At 46.4% G+C, this 15,897-nt stretch carries 17 protein-coding genes; 5 read left to right on the top strand and 12 right to left on the bottom strand.

Going from position 1 to position 15,897, the window contains the following annotated elements; genetic code table 11:
- Positions 1-10: 10 nt before the first annotated feature.
- Positions 11-361 carry a dihydroxyacetone kinase phosphoryl donor subunit DhaM gene (gene dhaM, locus AC5LIL_RS05060; RefSeq protein ID WP_499825130.1) on the top strand — a complete coding sequence of 117 codons (351 nt, stop codon included), beginning with the start codon at positions 11-13 and terminating at the stop codon, positions 359-361.
- A gap of 39 nt (positions 362-400) precedes the next feature.
- Here dhaM and AC5LIL_RS05055 read toward each other — a convergent pair whose 3' ends face one another.
- Together AC5LIL_RS05055 and trmB are read right to left on the bottom strand one after the other, a co-directional pair.
- The gene (locus tag AC5LIL_RS05055; protein ID WP_499825128.1) at positions 401-910 is read right to left on the bottom strand and encodes a hypothetical protein; all 510 of its coding nucleotides are present in this window, start codon (positions 908-910) and stop codon (positions 401-403) included.
- 105 nt (positions 911-1,015) lie between these two features.
- Positions 1,016-1,663 (bottom strand): tRNA (guanosine(46)-N7)-methyltransferase TrmB, encoded by a 648-nt coding sequence (gene trmB, locus AC5LIL_RS05050; protein ID WP_074033469.1) that lies wholly within the window; start codon positions 1,661-1,663, stop codon positions 1,016-1,018.
- Between the two features lie 138 nt (positions 1,664-1,801).
- Here trmB and AC5LIL_RS05045 point away from each other — a divergent pair, with 138 nt between their 5' ends.
- The gene (locus AC5LIL_RS05045) at positions 1,802-1,912 is read left to right on the top strand and encodes a hypothetical protein (RefSeq protein WP_012726769.1); all 111 of its coding nucleotides are present in this window, start codon (positions 1,802-1,804) and stop codon (positions 1,910-1,912) included.
- Between the two features lie 36 nt (positions 1,913-1,948).
- Here AC5LIL_RS05045 and AC5LIL_RS05040 read toward each other — a convergent pair whose 3' ends face one another.
- From AC5LIL_RS05040 to pepV, 6 genes are read right to left on the bottom strand one after another with little or no spacing between them, the layout of a single operon-like run.
- Positions 1,949-2,743, bottom strand: coding sequence for a phosphotransferase family protein (locus AC5LIL_RS05040; protein ID WP_214693342.1), 795 nt, complete (start codon positions 2,741-2,743; stop codon positions 1,949-1,951).
- A gap of 49 nt (positions 2,744-2,792) precedes the next feature.
- Positions 2,793-4,958 (bottom strand): type I pullulanase, encoded by a 2,166-nt coding sequence (gene pulA / locus AC5LIL_RS05035; RefSeq protein WP_499825127.1) that lies wholly within the window; start codon positions 4,956-4,958, stop codon positions 2,793-2,795.
- Positions 4,959-4,977: 19 nt separating this feature from the next.
- Positions 4,978-5,817: an NERD domain-containing protein gene (locus AC5LIL_RS05030; protein WP_214693346.1), complete on the bottom strand. Its 840-nt coding sequence runs from the start codon at positions 5,815-5,817 to the stop codon at positions 4,978-4,980.
- The gene (gene thpR, locus AC5LIL_RS05025; protein ID WP_499825124.1) at positions 5,787-6,362 is read right to left on the bottom strand and encodes an RNA 2',3'-cyclic phosphodiesterase; all 576 of its coding nucleotides are present in this window, start codon (positions 6,360-6,362) and stop codon (positions 5,787-5,789) included. The genes AC5LIL_RS05030 and thpR overlap by 31 nt, the downstream gene beginning before the upstream one ends.
- Positions 6,363-6,367: 5 nt before the next feature.
- A complete protein-coding gene (locus tag AC5LIL_RS05020; protein ID WP_499825123.1) occupies positions 6,368-7,519 on the bottom strand; it encodes an MFS transporter in 1,152 nt (383 codons plus the stop codon).
- 59 nt (positions 7,520-7,578) lie between these two features.
- Entirely contained in the window at positions 7,579-8,967 is a 1,389-nt protein-coding gene (gene pepV / locus AC5LIL_RS05015) for a dipeptidase PepV (RefSeq protein ID WP_499825122.1), read from the bottom strand.
- Positions 8,968-9,275: 308 nt separating this feature from the next.
- On the opposite strand from pepV, the gene AC5LIL_RS05010 reads away from it, so the two are divergent.
- Both AC5LIL_RS05010 and AC5LIL_RS05005 read left to right on the top strand, forming a co-directional pair.
- Complete coding sequence (locus AC5LIL_RS05010) at positions 9,276-9,497, top strand: DeoR family transcriptional regulator (RefSeq protein ID WP_074033475.1); 222 nt, start codon at positions 9,276-9,278, stop codon at positions 9,495-9,497.
- Positions 9,498-9,600: 103 nt separating this feature from the next.
- Positions 9,601-10,227, top strand: coding sequence for a DUF3885 domain-containing protein (locus tag AC5LIL_RS05005; protein WP_499825121.1), 627 nt, complete (start codon positions 9,601-9,603; stop codon positions 10,225-10,227).
- A gap of 71 nt (positions 10,228-10,298) precedes the next feature.
- On the opposite strand, the gene AC5LIL_RS05000 is transcribed toward AC5LIL_RS05005, so the two are convergent.
- The gene (locus tag AC5LIL_RS05000; RefSeq protein WP_214874571.1) at positions 10,299-11,009 is read right to left on the bottom strand and encodes a pseudouridine synthase; all 711 of its coding nucleotides are present in this window, start codon (positions 11,007-11,009) and stop codon (positions 10,299-10,301) included.
- Complete coding sequence (locus tag AC5LIL_RS04995; RefSeq protein ID WP_499825118.1) at positions 11,009-12,706, bottom strand: putative polysaccharide biosynthesis protein; 1,698 nt, start codon at positions 12,704-12,706, stop codon at positions 11,009-11,011. The genes AC5LIL_RS05000 and AC5LIL_RS04995 overlap by 1 nt, the downstream gene beginning before the upstream one ends.
- Positions 12,707-12,849: 143 nt before the next feature.
- Between AC5LIL_RS04995 and AC5LIL_RS04990 the strand changes: the two genes are divergently transcribed.
- A complete protein-coding gene (locus tag AC5LIL_RS04990) occupies positions 12,850-14,115 on the top strand; it encodes a BaiN/RdsA family NAD(P)/FAD-dependent oxidoreductase (RefSeq protein WP_499825117.1) in 1,266 nt (421 codons plus the stop codon).
- A 114-nt stretch (positions 14,116-14,229) separates the two neighbouring features.
- Here AC5LIL_RS04990 and AC5LIL_RS04985 read toward each other — a convergent pair whose 3' ends face one another.
- Together AC5LIL_RS04985 and AC5LIL_RS04980 are read right to left on the bottom strand one after the other, a co-directional pair.
- Complete coding sequence (locus AC5LIL_RS04985) at positions 14,230-15,066, bottom strand: DUF2268 domain-containing putative Zn-dependent protease (RefSeq protein WP_337874809.1); 837 nt, start codon at positions 15,064-15,066, stop codon at positions 14,230-14,232.
- A gap of 315 nt (positions 15,067-15,381) precedes the next feature.
- Positions 15,382-15,894, bottom strand: coding sequence for a pyrophosphohydrolase domain-containing protein (locus tag AC5LIL_RS04980; protein WP_214693364.1), 513 nt, complete (start codon positions 15,892-15,894; stop codon positions 15,382-15,384).
- Between the last annotated feature and the right edge of the window lie 3 nt (positions 15,895-15,897).

The raw sequence follows: 15,897 nt of genomic DNA, 5'->3' as shown, positions 1-15,897 counted from the left end.
CATCGTCGAATTGATTATCGTCTCGCACAGTACAAAAATTGCGGAAGGGATCCAAGATCTCATGAAAGAGATGGCGCCATCCGTCCCCATCCATCTAGCCGGCGGTCTCGAAGACGGTTCGATTGGAACAGACGTCACGCGCATCTTGGAGGCACTCGACCAAGTCGAAGGGGAAGCGCTTCTTCTCAGCGATATCGGTTCGGCGACGATGAACGCCGAACTTGCCATCGACATGTACGAAGGAAGTAACGAGGTCGCATTTTTCGACGGTCCGATTGTCGAAAGTGCATTCATCGCTTCAGTTTCCTCAGGAAACGACATGTCTCTCACAGATATCGTCGAACAGTTGAAGCAACAATGAAAAAGCACCCCGTTCAGAAGAACGGGGTGCTTTTATGTCTTAACGTGGGTTGTCATTCTTTTCATATACGGCATTCATATATGAGCTTGTTGAATAGAAACGTGGTACGACCAAGAACAAAACGAGTGCTGGAATCGCAATCAATAGAAGTAATACCAATACCGGCAACCAGTAGACAATTTCATGACCAAGCATATCGATGTTCGCATCTGCGAATTCGGCTGCTCCTTCAACTTCTACGAGGTCTGCTGATGAAAGGATTTTGTTGTCTGTCGCATCAAAGTAATGGTACTCGGTTTTACGTGTGATGAAGATCCCATCACGAATCGTATCGAGTTCTACGACAGCCGCGATCACTTCGTTACCATTTGAATGGCGAAGCGTCTCTTCTTTGATGATTTCAGCTGTTCCTTCTTTATAATCGTAATGCGTCGCTTTCAAATCCTCTTCGAGTGCGTCTAAGAACGCTTCGTTCGCTGAGGTATTCATTGGTGCGATTGTTAGAATGAAGATTACTGCAAGCAGGCTTGCCCATGCTTTTTTCAACATCCCCATGTTCCCCCTTCTCTTATTCCAGTTTAGCGTCATTCCTATTGTACCAAGAAGAAAGAAAAAAGTGTGAAGAAAATACTATTAAAATAAGAAAAAAGCGTGTCAATTTTTCGGACGGAATACAGCTTCCATTCGATAAATCGGCTGACCGAGCGCACTGAAGCGCTCTTCATACTCTGTTCGAATATTATCTTCCGGTTCATTTACATGTAAATCAAGTGAAATTTCTGTGAAGAACATCCCGTATTGACTCATGCTTTGAAGAGAATATTCAAAGAGTCCGCGGTTGTCCGTCTTGAAATGAATCTCCCCTGCTTTCGGAAGAATCGCTTCATATGTCGCTAAAAATGTCTTGTACGTCAAGCGACGTTTCGCATGGCGTGTTTTCGGCCACGGGTCTGAGAAGTTTAAGTATACGCGGTCGACTTCTCCAGCTTCGAAGTATTCGACGAGTCGCTTCGCATCAACCGTCAGTACTCTCACGTTCGGCATCGGCGTCTCGACGAGCTTTTGAACGATTGAGACAGCTACGCTTTCAAATAGTTCGATTGCGATAAAGTTCACGTCCGGGTGCTGTTTCGCCATCCCTAAAATGAATTGTCCTTTCCCTGAACCGACCTCGATAAAGAGTGGGTGGTCATTGCCGAACTCGGCGTCCCACTTCCCTTTTAATTGTTCAGGATGTTGAATAAATACGTGTTCTTGAGCTTCCATATATTCTTTTGCCCAAGGCTTATGTCGTAAACGCATGAAAATCCTACCTTTCGTTCATCAAATGTTCAAGTTTAATGGGAATATGCACGTTCCGTACGAGCAGTCCTCTTGCGATTATACACGAAATCATAGTTTAATGAACGTGAATCATCCTTCACAAGGAGGTTAGATACGATGAGTACATTAGATCAATTCTTAATTTTTTATGCCGCTCCACTTACGTTTTTCGCAGGCGTCATCGCAACGTTCGTTTGGGCTTACTTCATGAATCCAGACGACATCTAAACACATTCAAAAAGGGGTGGCACTCAGCCATCCCTTTTAATTGATTCGTTCATACGCCTCATCGATCAATTCGCGCAGTACATGAAAACCTTCTGTTCGTGCTGCATCGTTTCGTTCCCCATAAATCGTTAAAATCGTTTGGGCAATCGCATACCAATGCATTCGATTATGAAGCTCACTCGAAATTTCGACCCCATAATGCGTGAACCAACGCTCCCATTCCGTCTCTTCGACATAGCTATAGACTACCATCGCCAAATCAAAGGCACGGTCCGCGATGATCGCATCGTCCCAATCCGTCAAATAGAGAAGACCGTTTTCATCTTCAATCCAATTGTTGTGATTTAAATCAGAGTGGCATACGACGAACTCTTGCTCGTCGACTTTAGGCAAATGGTGTTTTAACCATTGAATCGCCTCTCCGATCGTAGGATCTGTCTCATCTTGTTCGTATGCCTCACACTGATGAAGCAACAAGTGCGGCGTCACCGGTGTGTGATTTAATTGTTGTAACATGAATAATAGCTCTTTCGAATCATGAATCTTTCCGAGTTGTGCCGCGACATCTGGTCGCTTCATATCTTCTGGTGAAAGTTCGCGGCTTTCAATGAATTGTTGGGCACTTAATACGTCCCCGTTAAACATCCGCTTTGTCCAAAGAAGTTTCGGAACAATTCCTTCCGCTGAAAGAATCGCCAAGAATGGAGAAGAATTCCGTTTCACAAAAATCTTCTGTTGGCGCGTCGTCGCTACATACGCTTCGCCCGTAATACCTCCGGCAGAAGCGACTGTCCACTCTTTACCGAGCGCACCGACTATATCTGAATACATATTCATCACGCTCAAATCTTACTTGAATTAAAGAGATACAATCAACATCTTAACACGCGAGAATCGTCATTGACAACGACTCGACTTGAATGTGTGACGGGTTTCTTTCGATTGGGATGAGGCTAGCAGTCTCCCCCTGAACGTAGACGTTCCATTTCGCATCGCTCTCGAATGACAGTTTTTCGAACGTTCCATTAATATATACGCGTACCCGCTGCCAAGCGTCATACGAGTGGCTCGCCGTCAGTTCATAAATGATGACGCCCGGGGGCGACGGCAGGAATGTGAAATGATCGATGACTTCCTGACGTGAATCGTAACGGAAGCATGTATGCAGTCGTCGCAGTTTCAATAGCGTCTTCACATACTCGATCTCACTGATTCGCGCATCGCGTAAGTCCCAATCGAAATGATTGATGTGATCTGGTGAATTATAGCTATTCTCCACGCCGTGCTTCGTTCGACCGAACTCTTGACCCGCATGGATAAACGGGATCCCTTGAGACGTGATGACAACCGCATTGGCGAGTCGCTGCATTGCGAGGCGAGTCGCTTCATCAACCCCTTCACACGACAACTGTAATTTGTCATAAATCGTATAATTGTCATGGGCTTCGGCATAGTTGATTGAATACGTCGGACTCGGGAAACGTCCAACCGTCACGTTCGGGATATGGACGGCCCCGGTCAGACATTCACGGAGCTCCCATTCTCGCCACTCATTTCCTGAAATGAATCCACGTTCTCGGTCATTGAAGGTCGAACCTTTTAGGGCATCTCGAATCATATCGTTAAAGTGTCCGATACGAGGCATTCGGGCTGCATTTTGCGAAGTCGCCTTTAAGGACTGCCCGAGCGGTGTCGCCAAGTCCCACCCTTCTCCATACACAAGGATGGACGGGTCAACTTTATCAAGGGCGGCTCTTACCTGATTCATCGTCTCGACGTCATGGATTCCCATCAAGTCGAAACGGAATCCGTCCACTCGATAAGTTGTCGCAAAGTATGAGACGAAGTCGACAATCATTCGCCTCATCATATAACGTTCCGATGCTGTATCGTTTCCGACACCGGTCCCGTTTGCGACCGTCCCGTCATGCTCATACCGAAAATAATAATAAGGGACGAGGGCCTCGAGCGGTGAATGTTCACGAATATAGATGTGATTCATCACGACGTCTGTGACGACACGAAGACCTGAGCGGTGAAGGTCCGCGACAAGTGACGCGTACTCGAATACCCGACTCATCGGTACATCCGGGCTAGAGGCGTAACTTCCTTCAAGGCTGAACCAATGAATCGGATCGTAACCCCAGTTATACGGCATGCGTGTCGCTTCATCGACACTCCCAAAATCATGGATAGGGAGCAACTGGACATGCGTCACACCAAGTTCTTTTAAATAGTCGAGTCCGGCACTATTGCCTGCTTTCGTCCGAACTCCTTTTTCAGACACCCCACCGTACAGTCCTTTCAATTGACTCAACGATGAGGGGTGGCTTGTAAAGTCTCGGATGTGCAGTTCATAAATGACGGCATCGGTCGCTTTCCAAAGAGGTGGACGTGGAGCTTGTTCGACTTGTTCATTCACAAATCGTTCAACGTCCATCAATACCCCGTACTCTCCATTCAAGCTAACGGCTCTCGCATAAGGGTCAACGACTTGTCTTGTATCGACGGGCGTCTTTACTTCTAAACGATATAGCATCCCTTCGAACGCTTTTGGCACTTCTCCATTCCATTCCCCGCGAGAACCGCGATGCATATGGAAGCGTTCGAGTTCACGGTGGTTCATGTCGTCATGGACGGTAATCCACATCGAGAGTGCGACAGGCGACCATACGGTCACTTCCATCCCGTGTGGTGTAAATGACACACCGAGTGGTCCATCATATGAGAACCGACGCTCGAACTCTTCGGAGCGTACAATTTCTCGTGGAACGATGACCGTCGTCTTTTGTCCCGGATGAAACACCGTATACATCATCTCTAAAGAAATAGGTTCATATAGTCGCAGAATTTGTTCAATCATCCCTGATTCGGTCACATGTTGTTGTTCGACCATGTAGTCGATCGGGCGTCCATTCTGTTCAATTTGTACTGGAACGGATTCATATTCGCGCACAATCTCAAGTTGTATGGTCTCAAATGATACGAAAGACGCGCTCTCAATCGTTACATGCGAGGCCGTCTTTTGATCTGGTGTATGATGCATATGCGTCCCTTCCTCTCAATCACTGATCCATAAATTGACGAAACGGCATCTTGGCTGTCACTTCTAACAATGTAGCGACATCGCGAACTTGCTGCGCTTTTACAATCGGTGCGCGCCCATTCACTTGTTTCATCCATTCTTTATACTCATTTCGTCCCACATAATGCGTCGTTCGAACGCTCGGAACATTATCAAAATAACCATCTGCTGCAATGACGACTTTTTGAAGGACACCCGCATAGTTCGGTACAATTTGTCGAACAAGTTCTTCGGTGCGTGTCAACGCAATGAGCGGGTTCACTACACGAGTATTTTCCCCTTTCAGCGGTTGATGAACCCACGTCTTCTCTTTCGATATGTGATAGATGCTTCGGTCTCCCTCGAGCCACTCTACGATATAGAGATGAGTCGGACCGACAAGGACATGACTTAATTCAACGGTCGCACCGTTCCACTCAATGACGGGACGATAAAAGAAGAAGTGTCGTTCATTCCATTCGGAACGCATCACGCGATATGCAAAATCTCTCGTGAATGCCAAATGTGGTAAATCTGCCTCAAGCACCCCTTCACAAGCAAATTGCAGTTTTTGAATGTGTCGGCGCTCTCGAAGTAATTTCTGATACTGTGATTCGGCGAGTGGTTTCGGTTCTAGTTCAATCCGTTCCGACTTCGCCCAAAATTTCCACCACGGCCGGTCGATCTCAAGTATTTCGACCGGACTCAGTCGATTGTTTTCATGAAGACGCTGCAATCGGGCCGTATCGGTTTCTACATATTCTAAATAGCGATTGTATTGATCTAATACATCACGTTCATATTTTGAGATTACGTCAAAAATTTTAACCGGGATTGCCATATGTCCTCCTCTGGCCGTCTTAACGGAAATACTTCAATCGCCCTATAGGACGGAGTCTGATTCGGCTGCACTTCATACAGGATCACTTCTTCCACCGACTCGGTTACGTTGAACTCGGGTGGGACGTAAGCAATCCGTTCCCCTTTGTCCCACTTTTTTGCGAGAGTGACATGAGGGACGAATGTTTTTCGGTCTAAATTCGGAATCAATGCGACGAGCTCTTGACGCAGCGCCGTCGCAAATCGCTGAAGAGCATCTGACGCATCAGGTACAATCGTCAACACGCGTGGACGGTCCGCTCTCCCGAAATGGTCGATGGCATGAAACGTCAACGTGAACGGAAGGGTTTCTTGACTGATTCTTCTAGTGATTTCTTTCACTTCATCCAGCTCTTCACCATCGATCCCCCCTAAAAATTGTATCGTCAAATGAAACTCGTCCGGTCGATAAATTCGCCGATACGAGTAATACGGTAAGATGGCTTGTTGCACAGCGGCGAGTTCGGCCGCTTCGATTGGAATCGCAATAAAATAATGCGTGCTCATCTGATTCATCCTTTCAGTGCGCGACGTGACAGTCCAATCCAAATCACTGCCCCGATTGCCGTGACGATCGTATACATCCAAAATACGCCGATGATGTCATCGAGTTCGATGATTGTACCACTCAACTTGTTGAATCCCGCTGTCGCAAGTCCTGAAGTCAACGCCATGTAAACACCGATTGCCGTTGAAGAGACTTGACGGTCGACAAGTTTCCGGACGAACTGAAGCGCGACCGGAATTAAAAGTCCGACGACGAGACCTTGTGCAATCGCCAGAAGCCAAACAACCCAAATGGGTGGCTCCAATGCAAGGATTCCATTTCGCATGGCCGAGATGGCTGCCGCCCCGACGAGTACCGGGACACTGCCGAAGCGTTCTACAAATTGTGACGCCACTTTCATGAAGGGAATTTCAAACAAAACCGCGACGAGGAATAGTGTTCCGACGAGCGTCGTCGATCCCCCGCTACCTGTCACGTACAATCCAAAATAATAGTTGTTCGCATAAATTGGTCCGAAGACGAGCATGCCCCCGAGCAGAAAGAATAAGAAGGACTTATTCCACACAGCTGTCCATGAGATCGGAGCTAACGTGACGTCACGAATCGAGCTCTTTTCCGGAATCATTCGAACGAACACGCTTCCGATGATAAGGAGAACCGCACTCAACACAAATGTGCTGGCTAATCCCCACGTCGAATCGGAAATCCACCCCATCGCAAACACCGCGATGGCAAAACCTGCCGACCCATACAAACGAATCGCTCCATAATCCACTTTTGAACGTGTCGTATAGTCGAGTGTCATCATATCGACGAGCGGAATGTGTGCACATTGGAATACAGACCAAATCACCATGAGCATCACAATCCATACATATGAAGTTGCCACTAAAAAAGTAAACGAAATGAGGGCTGCGCTTAACATCGCTAACATGAGCCACGCCTTCACCCGCCCGGTGCGGTCGGTCAACATTCCCCAAAGTGGTTGTACCCCAATCGAGAGAATCGGGAGAATGGCCACGATATTTCCGACCTGACTAGGACTCAGTCCGAATTGATCTTGTGAAAAATATAAAGCCATGTAAGGGATCAATGCCCCTTGTGCGAAGAAAATGGCGACGTACACAGATTGAAACAATCTTTTTTGCGAATTCAATGATAACTTCCTTCCTAAAGGACAGAGAGCCGACTACATCAGTCAGCTCTCCACGGTTCTTATTTAGCGAGCTCGTATATCGCTTCAGCATAAATCGCTGCAGCGCGTAATAAATCTTCTATCTCCATATATTCATCGACCTGATGCGCCACATCTTTAGCGCCTGGGAACAATGCACCGAATGCGACACCTGCCTCGAGTGAACGGGCGTAAGTTCCCCCACCGATTGCCATCAAGTTCGCATGCTCCCCCGTCTGACGTTCGTACACACTAGCGAGCGTCTTCACGAGCGGATGATCTTCAGCCACGTGATGCGGTGGCATATGTTGACGCGTCTTCAATTCGAAACCGAGCGACAACGCGATTTCACGTAGGTTTTGCAACCGCTCTTCAAACTTCGCCGTATAAGGGTATCGAATATTGACCGTAGCCGTGCGCTCATCTTCGTGATAGCGGAACACACCACCGTTGATCGTCAAATCACCTGTCTCGTCACTCGCCTCAATCCCGAGTGAAATCCCGCGAGAATCGGCAAACACATGACGAACGAGTTCAATATAGCGTTCCCCTTGAATATCGAGAGGAAGGTGCAACAAGAATCCAGCGAGGACGTATGCCGCGTTGATCCCGTTATCCGGTTCCATCGCGTGTGCCGCTTTCCCTTTCATCGTGAACGTATATGTGCCACGGTCATACACGCATGTCCCGTCCGCTTCATATTTTTCAAGATAAGCCTCGAACTTGTCTTCAAGTACCTCGTCTGTTTTCAATTCAGCTTTCGCGAAGTCCGGAACCATATTCGGACGCTCCCCACTCGTGAACGATAGGAGGTGGTACGCCGACTCTGGTGCCCGTTGAATCGGAAGTTGTGTCAACACACCGTCATATAGCCCTTTCTCCGCGTTAATGATTGGGAAGTCTGCGTCTGGTGCAAAGCCGTATGTCGGCATCTGTTCTTGTTTAAAGTATTCGCGGACACAGCGCCATTCGCTCTCCTCGTCACAACCTGCGATCAGGCGGACACGTTTCGAGAGCGGTAACCCGAGCTCTTTGACGATGCGTAAACCATAGTAAGCAGCCATCGATGGTCCTTTATCATCATTGCTTCCGCGAGCGACGATTTTTCCGTCCGATGTAATCGTCGGATTGAACGCACCATACGTCCATCCTTCACCTGCAGGGACGACATCAAGGTGACATAAGATTCCGACGATATCCTCACCATCCCCATACTCCAAGTGTCCCGCATATCCATTGACGTCCTTCGTTTTAAAGCCATCTCGCTCACCAAGCTCAAACATGTAATCGAGCGCTTTTCGAACCTCTGGCCCGAATGGCATGTTCGGTGCGGCTTTTGATTCATCGAGCACGCTAGGGATTTGTAGTAATCCTTTTAAATCTTCTAAAAATGCATCTTTACGATTGTCGACTTCTTGTCTCCAATTCATGTTCATCTCCCCTTTTGCGAATGTTCTCTCCCTTACTAGTATATCCAAATGAATGAAAGACGAACATTCATTTAGGAAAGTTTTTTTCGTTCGTGTTTGACGTTGTTTAAAATACAAAAAAACAATCTTCATTCGATATTTACGTTCATAATCAAATCTTTACAAACAGATTGTTCGTGCTTTCTACTTGCATTTTTGTACAGGAGCGGTATACTAAAGGTGTAATTTTAGAAAATAACAATTTTATATTTCATTTTGTCGTCTGTAGGTATGGTTTATCATTATTCTACACATTGGGAGGTTATCCAATGAAAGGCTCAACAGATCGGATGTTAACGCGCATCAAGTCCATTTATTTGTTCATCAATGAAAGGGAGACAGTTACCACTTCAGAACTAGTAGAAGAGTTCGGCATTACGTCGCGCACTGTGCAACGTGATTTGAACGTGCTTGAGTACAATAATCTTGTGGAGAGCCCTAGCCGTGGCACGTGGACTTCATCGAAACGTTCACTCAAGACGGCAAATTGAAACGTATATGTAGATTCAAGAGACCTGACATTCAGGTCTCTTTTTTATGAAAGAAGGTCTTGTGGTTTTGGATTGTATCAAATGTTCAAGATGAGGTGATGATGTGAAAGAAGAAATAATGAAGTACATAGATAATCATTTTCCAAACCTATCTGGAGAAGTCCATCTAAGATTCGAACTCGGCGAACCGTATAAAAACGGAACGGATGAGAGAATAGAGCAGGTGGTAAAAAGAGTGACAACATTGTTCGAGGAAGTGTTTCAATCTGATGATTACATCCATGTCTTTATCAAGGATTGGAACGAAACAGAGGACATCATGTTCGGGAATACCACTCCCGAATATTTGTATGCTTTATTCATGAAGCAACAGATTGAAGAAGAAACGTTATTCGAATTAGATGAAGATATAGACGAAAAAACAGGGGAAATTATAGAAATCAAACATGAATATAAAGCGAAATTTGTATCCTCGCAGATAAAGTCAATCTCTTACGAGAAAATCCTTAGAGGTATAGGAAATTACGAGCAAGGAAGAGACCCTTCGATTGGACAAACTGTATACTTTATAAGCACCGAAAAGAACATCGTTTTTTATATGTACGATGATCGAGGTTGTATCATAAGTTCAAATGAAGTTGAACCACTTGTCCTTTTGTATCATAAATATAACGATTGGTTGGTTGACTCTTGGCGTGATGATTTTGATGACATTTTCAAAAAGATATAATCGAAAATCAGAGCTTTTTACGCAAAAAAGAGAATCTGCCCAATTGGACAAATTCCCTCTCACCTCATTAATTATTGGAGAAACAATTGAACTTCTTCTTCCGTCAACTCACGATATGCCCCGAGCTCAAGCGTCTCATCGAGTTCTAGCTCACCGATTTGAACACGCTCTAATCGCTCGACGTGTTTGCCTACCGCCGCGACCATTCGTTTCACTTGGTGATATTTCCCCTCAGACAACGTGAGACGAATGACCGACCGACGCCCGCTCCGACTCAAAATCTCGAGTCGGGCCGGTTTCGTCGTATATCCATCCTCTAATTCGACGCCGTTCGCAAACGCCTTGATGTCGTCCACGGTCATCTCCCCATCGACTTCGGCGATATACACCTTGTCGACATGTTTACGTGGTGACATGAGCGCATGGTTGAACGCACCATCGTTTGTGATGAGGAGAAGGCCTGTCGTATCTTTGTCAAGACGTCCGACCGGGAAGAGGTCATAATGGGCATACTCCGGATCGATCAACTCGATGACCGTCGTCTCGACTTGATCTTCCGTCGCACTGATGACCCCTTCCGGCTTGTTCATCATGAAATAGATGTATGGACGATATTCAACGACTTCCCCGAATACGGTGACCCGTTCTGATTCTGGGTTAACGTGCCGTTTCGCATCTTTTACAGGCACATCATCGACTCGTACTGCCCCTTGTTTTAATAGGATTTTTACATCTTTTCGTGACCCATATCCCATGTTCGATAGTAATTTATCAATTCGCATTATCCGTTCCTCCGATATTCAAAGCGTTTCCCTAATAATTTCCCTGCAAGATGGCTGCGCCAGCCGAGATATCCGTATACGAGAATCCCGACAATGACACCGACGATTGTCGCAAAGATGTCATTTCCCCAACTCGCTTCATCTTGCAACGTGACGAGAAGAGAAAGGTAAACAGCCGCAAACATCGCCGCCCCCATCAAGAACATCAAGATGGTCCGACGAAGCAACTGCTTGTATGGGAAATGTAGAGACCGCTGAATCATCCATACCATGAGCACGATCGCCACAATGTATCCAGCAATCGTCGCATAACCCGCACCGATACCACCGAGCCAATAGACGAACGGTACGTTCAGGGCAAGTTTCGCCAACAGACCCATCGATGTAGCAAAGATGGTGAAGTACTGACGGTTAATCCCTTGGAGGATCGCAGCCGCAACCGAGTAATAGGCTAAGAAGAAAGCACTCGGTGCATAATGAAGTAAATACACCCATCCTTCACGGTCTCCCGGGAACAACGTCCCAAACAACGGCTCCGCGAGAGCCACGAGACCGATGACAGCAGGAATTGTCACGAAGAACGAGACTTGGAAAATATGATTGACTTGATTTCGTACCTTCAGCAAATCTCCTGTCGTGAAGGAACGGGTCACGAGCGGGATGGTTGCCATCGAGACACTCGCCGCAATCGACACGGGGATCAATACAATTTTATGTGCGTTTCCGGTTAAAAATCCATAAGCTGAAGTCGCTTCGGATACGGTCGAACCCGAACTGAGTAACGTATTGACCATCGTCAACTGATCAATCAGCTGATAGAGAGGGGTCGATACCCCGACCATCACGATTGGGATTGAGTAGCTGAGCAACTCGAGTAACAACGACTTCATCGAACGGACAGGTGTGCCCGCTGGATTATCCGTCTGACGATGGATGTCTTTTCGACGCTTCCAATACATCATGAGTACGACGAAACTACCGATTGCCCCAACAAAAGCACTGAACGTCGCAATCGTGACGGCAATGACTTTCAATCCATTCAGTTCAGTCGTCTCGACGGATTGCGTTCCCCCAAGAGCGTTCGCGATTGGTCGAATGAAGTCAGAGTCCGCAAAGACGAACAAGACGAGCATCGTCCCGCTGAGAAGGAATAGAATGCGTACAATCTGTTCGACGACTTGTGAGATTGCCGTCGGAGCCATGTCTTGATGTCCTTGGAAATAACCACGAACCATACTCATCGCTGGGATGAGTAGTAACGCAAAACTGACGCTTCTCGTCACGAGTGTGAGCGAGTCAATGTATTGCTGATTGTTCTCCGAATTTCGGACCATCAGCTCGGATAGCCATGGTGCCGCAAAAAAGAGTAATAAAAAAGCGACGACACCGGTCGCAAGCATCAGCTTCATTCCTTGTCGGAACAATCGTTGACTCGTTCCGTACTCTCCTAGCGCATTGTATTTGGCGATAAATTTCGAGACGGCAACAGGAATCCCTGCCGTCGATATGGAGATCATGATTGCGTAATACGTATATGCAGCTTGATACAACGTCACTCCGGCAATCCCGACCATCGCTTGGAACGGGAATGTATACAACAGCCCTAACATCCGGGAAATCAAGTTTCCCGCTGATAAAAGAAGCGTTCCTTTGACGAAGGAGGCTCTTCCAGAATCTTGTTTGGCGCTTGATGACATGAGGCACCTCCATCTATAAATCAACTATTCATATGAATTCGGTTTTACAAAACAACCGCTTCTCATTATACTCTTACTATTACGGATAATAAAGTTACGATAATTTTACTAATCATATAGATGAAGAAATGAGGAGATTTTACATGAAGGATGTCATCGTCATCGGCGGAGGTCCAAGCGGACTTATGGCCACGTATGCGGCTGCAAATAGCGGCGCATCGACCTTGTTAATTGATAAAGGGTCTAAACTCGGTCGGAAATTAGCGATTTCAGGTGGAGGGCGTTGTAACGTCACGAACCGAAAACCAATCGATGAATTGATTCAGTTCATCCCTGGGAATGGCCGCTTCTTATATAGCGCCCTCGCTCAGTTCGACAACCAATCGATCATCGACCTGTTCACAGGATTCGGCATCCCGCTGAAAGAAGAGGACAACGGGCGCATGTTCCCAGTGACCGATAAGGCACAAGACGTGGTCAACACGTTGCTTCGTGCGATTGAAGACCTCGGTGTCGAGATTCGAAAAAAAGCAGAAGTTAAAACGCTACATTTTAATGAAGAAAACGAGTTTCACGCGGTCGAGCTGATGGACGGAGAAATGATTGAAGCAAAAGCTTGTGTCGTCGCGGTCGGCGGACAATCCGTGCCTCACACTGGTTCGACGGGTGATGGTTATCCGTGGGCACAGAAAGCCGGGCATACGATCACGGAGCTATTTCCGACAGAGGTGCCGATCAAGTTGAACGATTCGTTCATCGGAACAAAACAACTTCAAGGACTATCGTTACGTGACGTCGCGTTGACGGTGCACGGCAAAAAAGGAAAAGCTATCAAGACGCACCAAGGCGACATGATCTTTACCCATTTCGGGATTTCAGGTCCAATCGCACTCCGTTGCAGTCAGTACACGATTAAAGAACGGAAACGCAGCAAAGAACAAGTCGTCCTCCTATCACTCGACTTCTTCCCGGACACGTCACGAGATGCGCTCGTCCAGGAATTGTGGAACCAAGTACAGGGTCAACCGAAGCGTGCCGTCAAAAACGTATGGAAAGGCTATATCCCCGAGCGACTTCTTGACTTGTTGCTAGAAGAACTCGCATTTGGCGAAGAAGACGCGAGTCAGTTGAAGAAGCAATCCGTCATTGATTTCGCAACGCGTTTAAAAATGTTCGAGATGCACGCCGTCGGGACGCTCGACTTTGACAAAGCGTTCGTCACAGGTGGTGGCGTTTCGGTTAAGGAAGTTGCGCCACAGACGATGATGTCGAAGAAGGCACCAGGTCTCTTCTTTGCCGGTGAAGTGCTCGACATTCATGGATACACAGGCGGCTACAACATCACGGCCGCTTTCACGACAGGACATTGCGCCGGATCGCACGCAGCTGCACTGGCCACAGAGCGGTAAAAGCATTGTTTATAAAGCAATGGCACATGCGTCTCATCGTAGTGATTTAATGCACAATCAAAAGGCTTGACCCCTGAATGAGACAGGGTCAAGCCTTTTGACATTCATTTTAACTTAATTCCCCAATTTCATAACGCCTTCATACTTATAACCTTCCAAAATCTCGTGGTCTTCTTTAAACGTCCACTCAGAAATCGACAGCTCTGGGTGCGCCGTCAAATATTCATGGAGCACATCCCTACCTAGAATATAGTTACTCCAACGCGGAATGTCTTTTTGATTATTTCCCACCACAAAATCGTTAAAGGATGTTTCATAATCATTCACTCGACTCGCGATATGTTCCATGGTCGCATCATCGATTGGTACATACCATGGTGGAGTTACCCCTTTGACAATGCGGTCGGCAAACGCATCCGCTTTCCCTTCGATGATGATAGACTCGAGAATCGAACTAAGGTTATATTCGTTTTGATCACGAAGGATCAGGTGATGGTACTCGTGAGCCGTCGAATGAGCTAGCACACCTTTGTCATAATCTGTATCGAGAAACAAGATGAAGGCGTCTTTATAAGCTGAGGCTCCTACTCCTTCCATCGGCCCACTATCGTAGAAGAATTCAGGATTATACGGTGCGATAAACACGGTACTTTTCTTTTTAGGAAGGACTTGATTTGAATCCGCGTATGTGGAAGTAATAATTTCTTTAATCTCGTCATGTTTATCAATTAACGTATCAAGTTGCTTTAGCAATTGTTGCTTATGAGGCGTCGGCTTCAGAGAAAAGTTTGTTTTGATGAGGGATGTATCGATTTTTTCTTCCTCTCCGACCTCTCCTATGTAATCTAATACATATTTCTTGAAGTTCTGTTTGTTCTCCTCCGCATCGGTTGTTTCAAGGGATGCATTCAAATATTGTTGGTATTGGGTGTAGAGTGGGACGATTGTCAATTCATTCTCTTCGTTGATTTTTATCGTTTCGATTGAAACGTCAGGCTCAGACGTTTTAGATTCTGACGTTTTTTCATCATTGCTACATGATGCTAACAGAAGTACTGAACTACAACATAGAATACCGAATAATTTTTTCAGTTAAATAACCTCCATCTCAATGATTAATATCCCTCACTTGTTTACTTATGTTAAATTATACCATAAATTACTCTTATGACCTTTCAGATACCATCTAGTATCATGATGTCGTCACGACCACAACAAAAAAAAACGACTCAAACCCTTTCTAATGAGGGCTCAAGCCGTTTGTGATTATTCTTTCCCTGCAATTTGACGACGCACTTCTTTTTCGAGCTCCGGCTCCGGAGGCATCCATCCTTCAGGTTTCATAACTTTGTTGTCCGACTCGCGTAAAATCGGTTTCCCGTCCGGTCCAAGCTTCGCCATATTGGCACGCTGGACGATTTCAAACAACGGAACGGGATCAAGTCCGAGTTCAACGAAACTGCCCATCACAAAATATAACGCATCCGTTAACGCATCCCCTTGACCAACGAGGCGTTCCACATCATCTGACGGTGGTGCGTCTTGTAATGATTTTTGGACCGCTTTTTGGAAGCCTTCTTGGAATTGCTCGATGGCCTGTAAGAACTCTTCTTCAGTCTGTGACGATTGGTGTAAAAATTCAACGACCGCTTCCTCTGCCGTCCAAACCGATCGTTTTGTCGCACGATCAAGTGTCAACGGTTGCGGAGATTTTGCTCCTGGATGTCCGAAAGTCTCGTGGAATTGTTTCACTTCTTCAAAAAAGTAACGTTTGCTCATCTG

It is taken from the genome of Exiguobacterium sp. RM11 (genome assembly GCF_059821525.1).
Note: the sequence above shows the minus strand (reverse complement) of the source record. Positions and strands in the feature narration are given on the sequence as shown.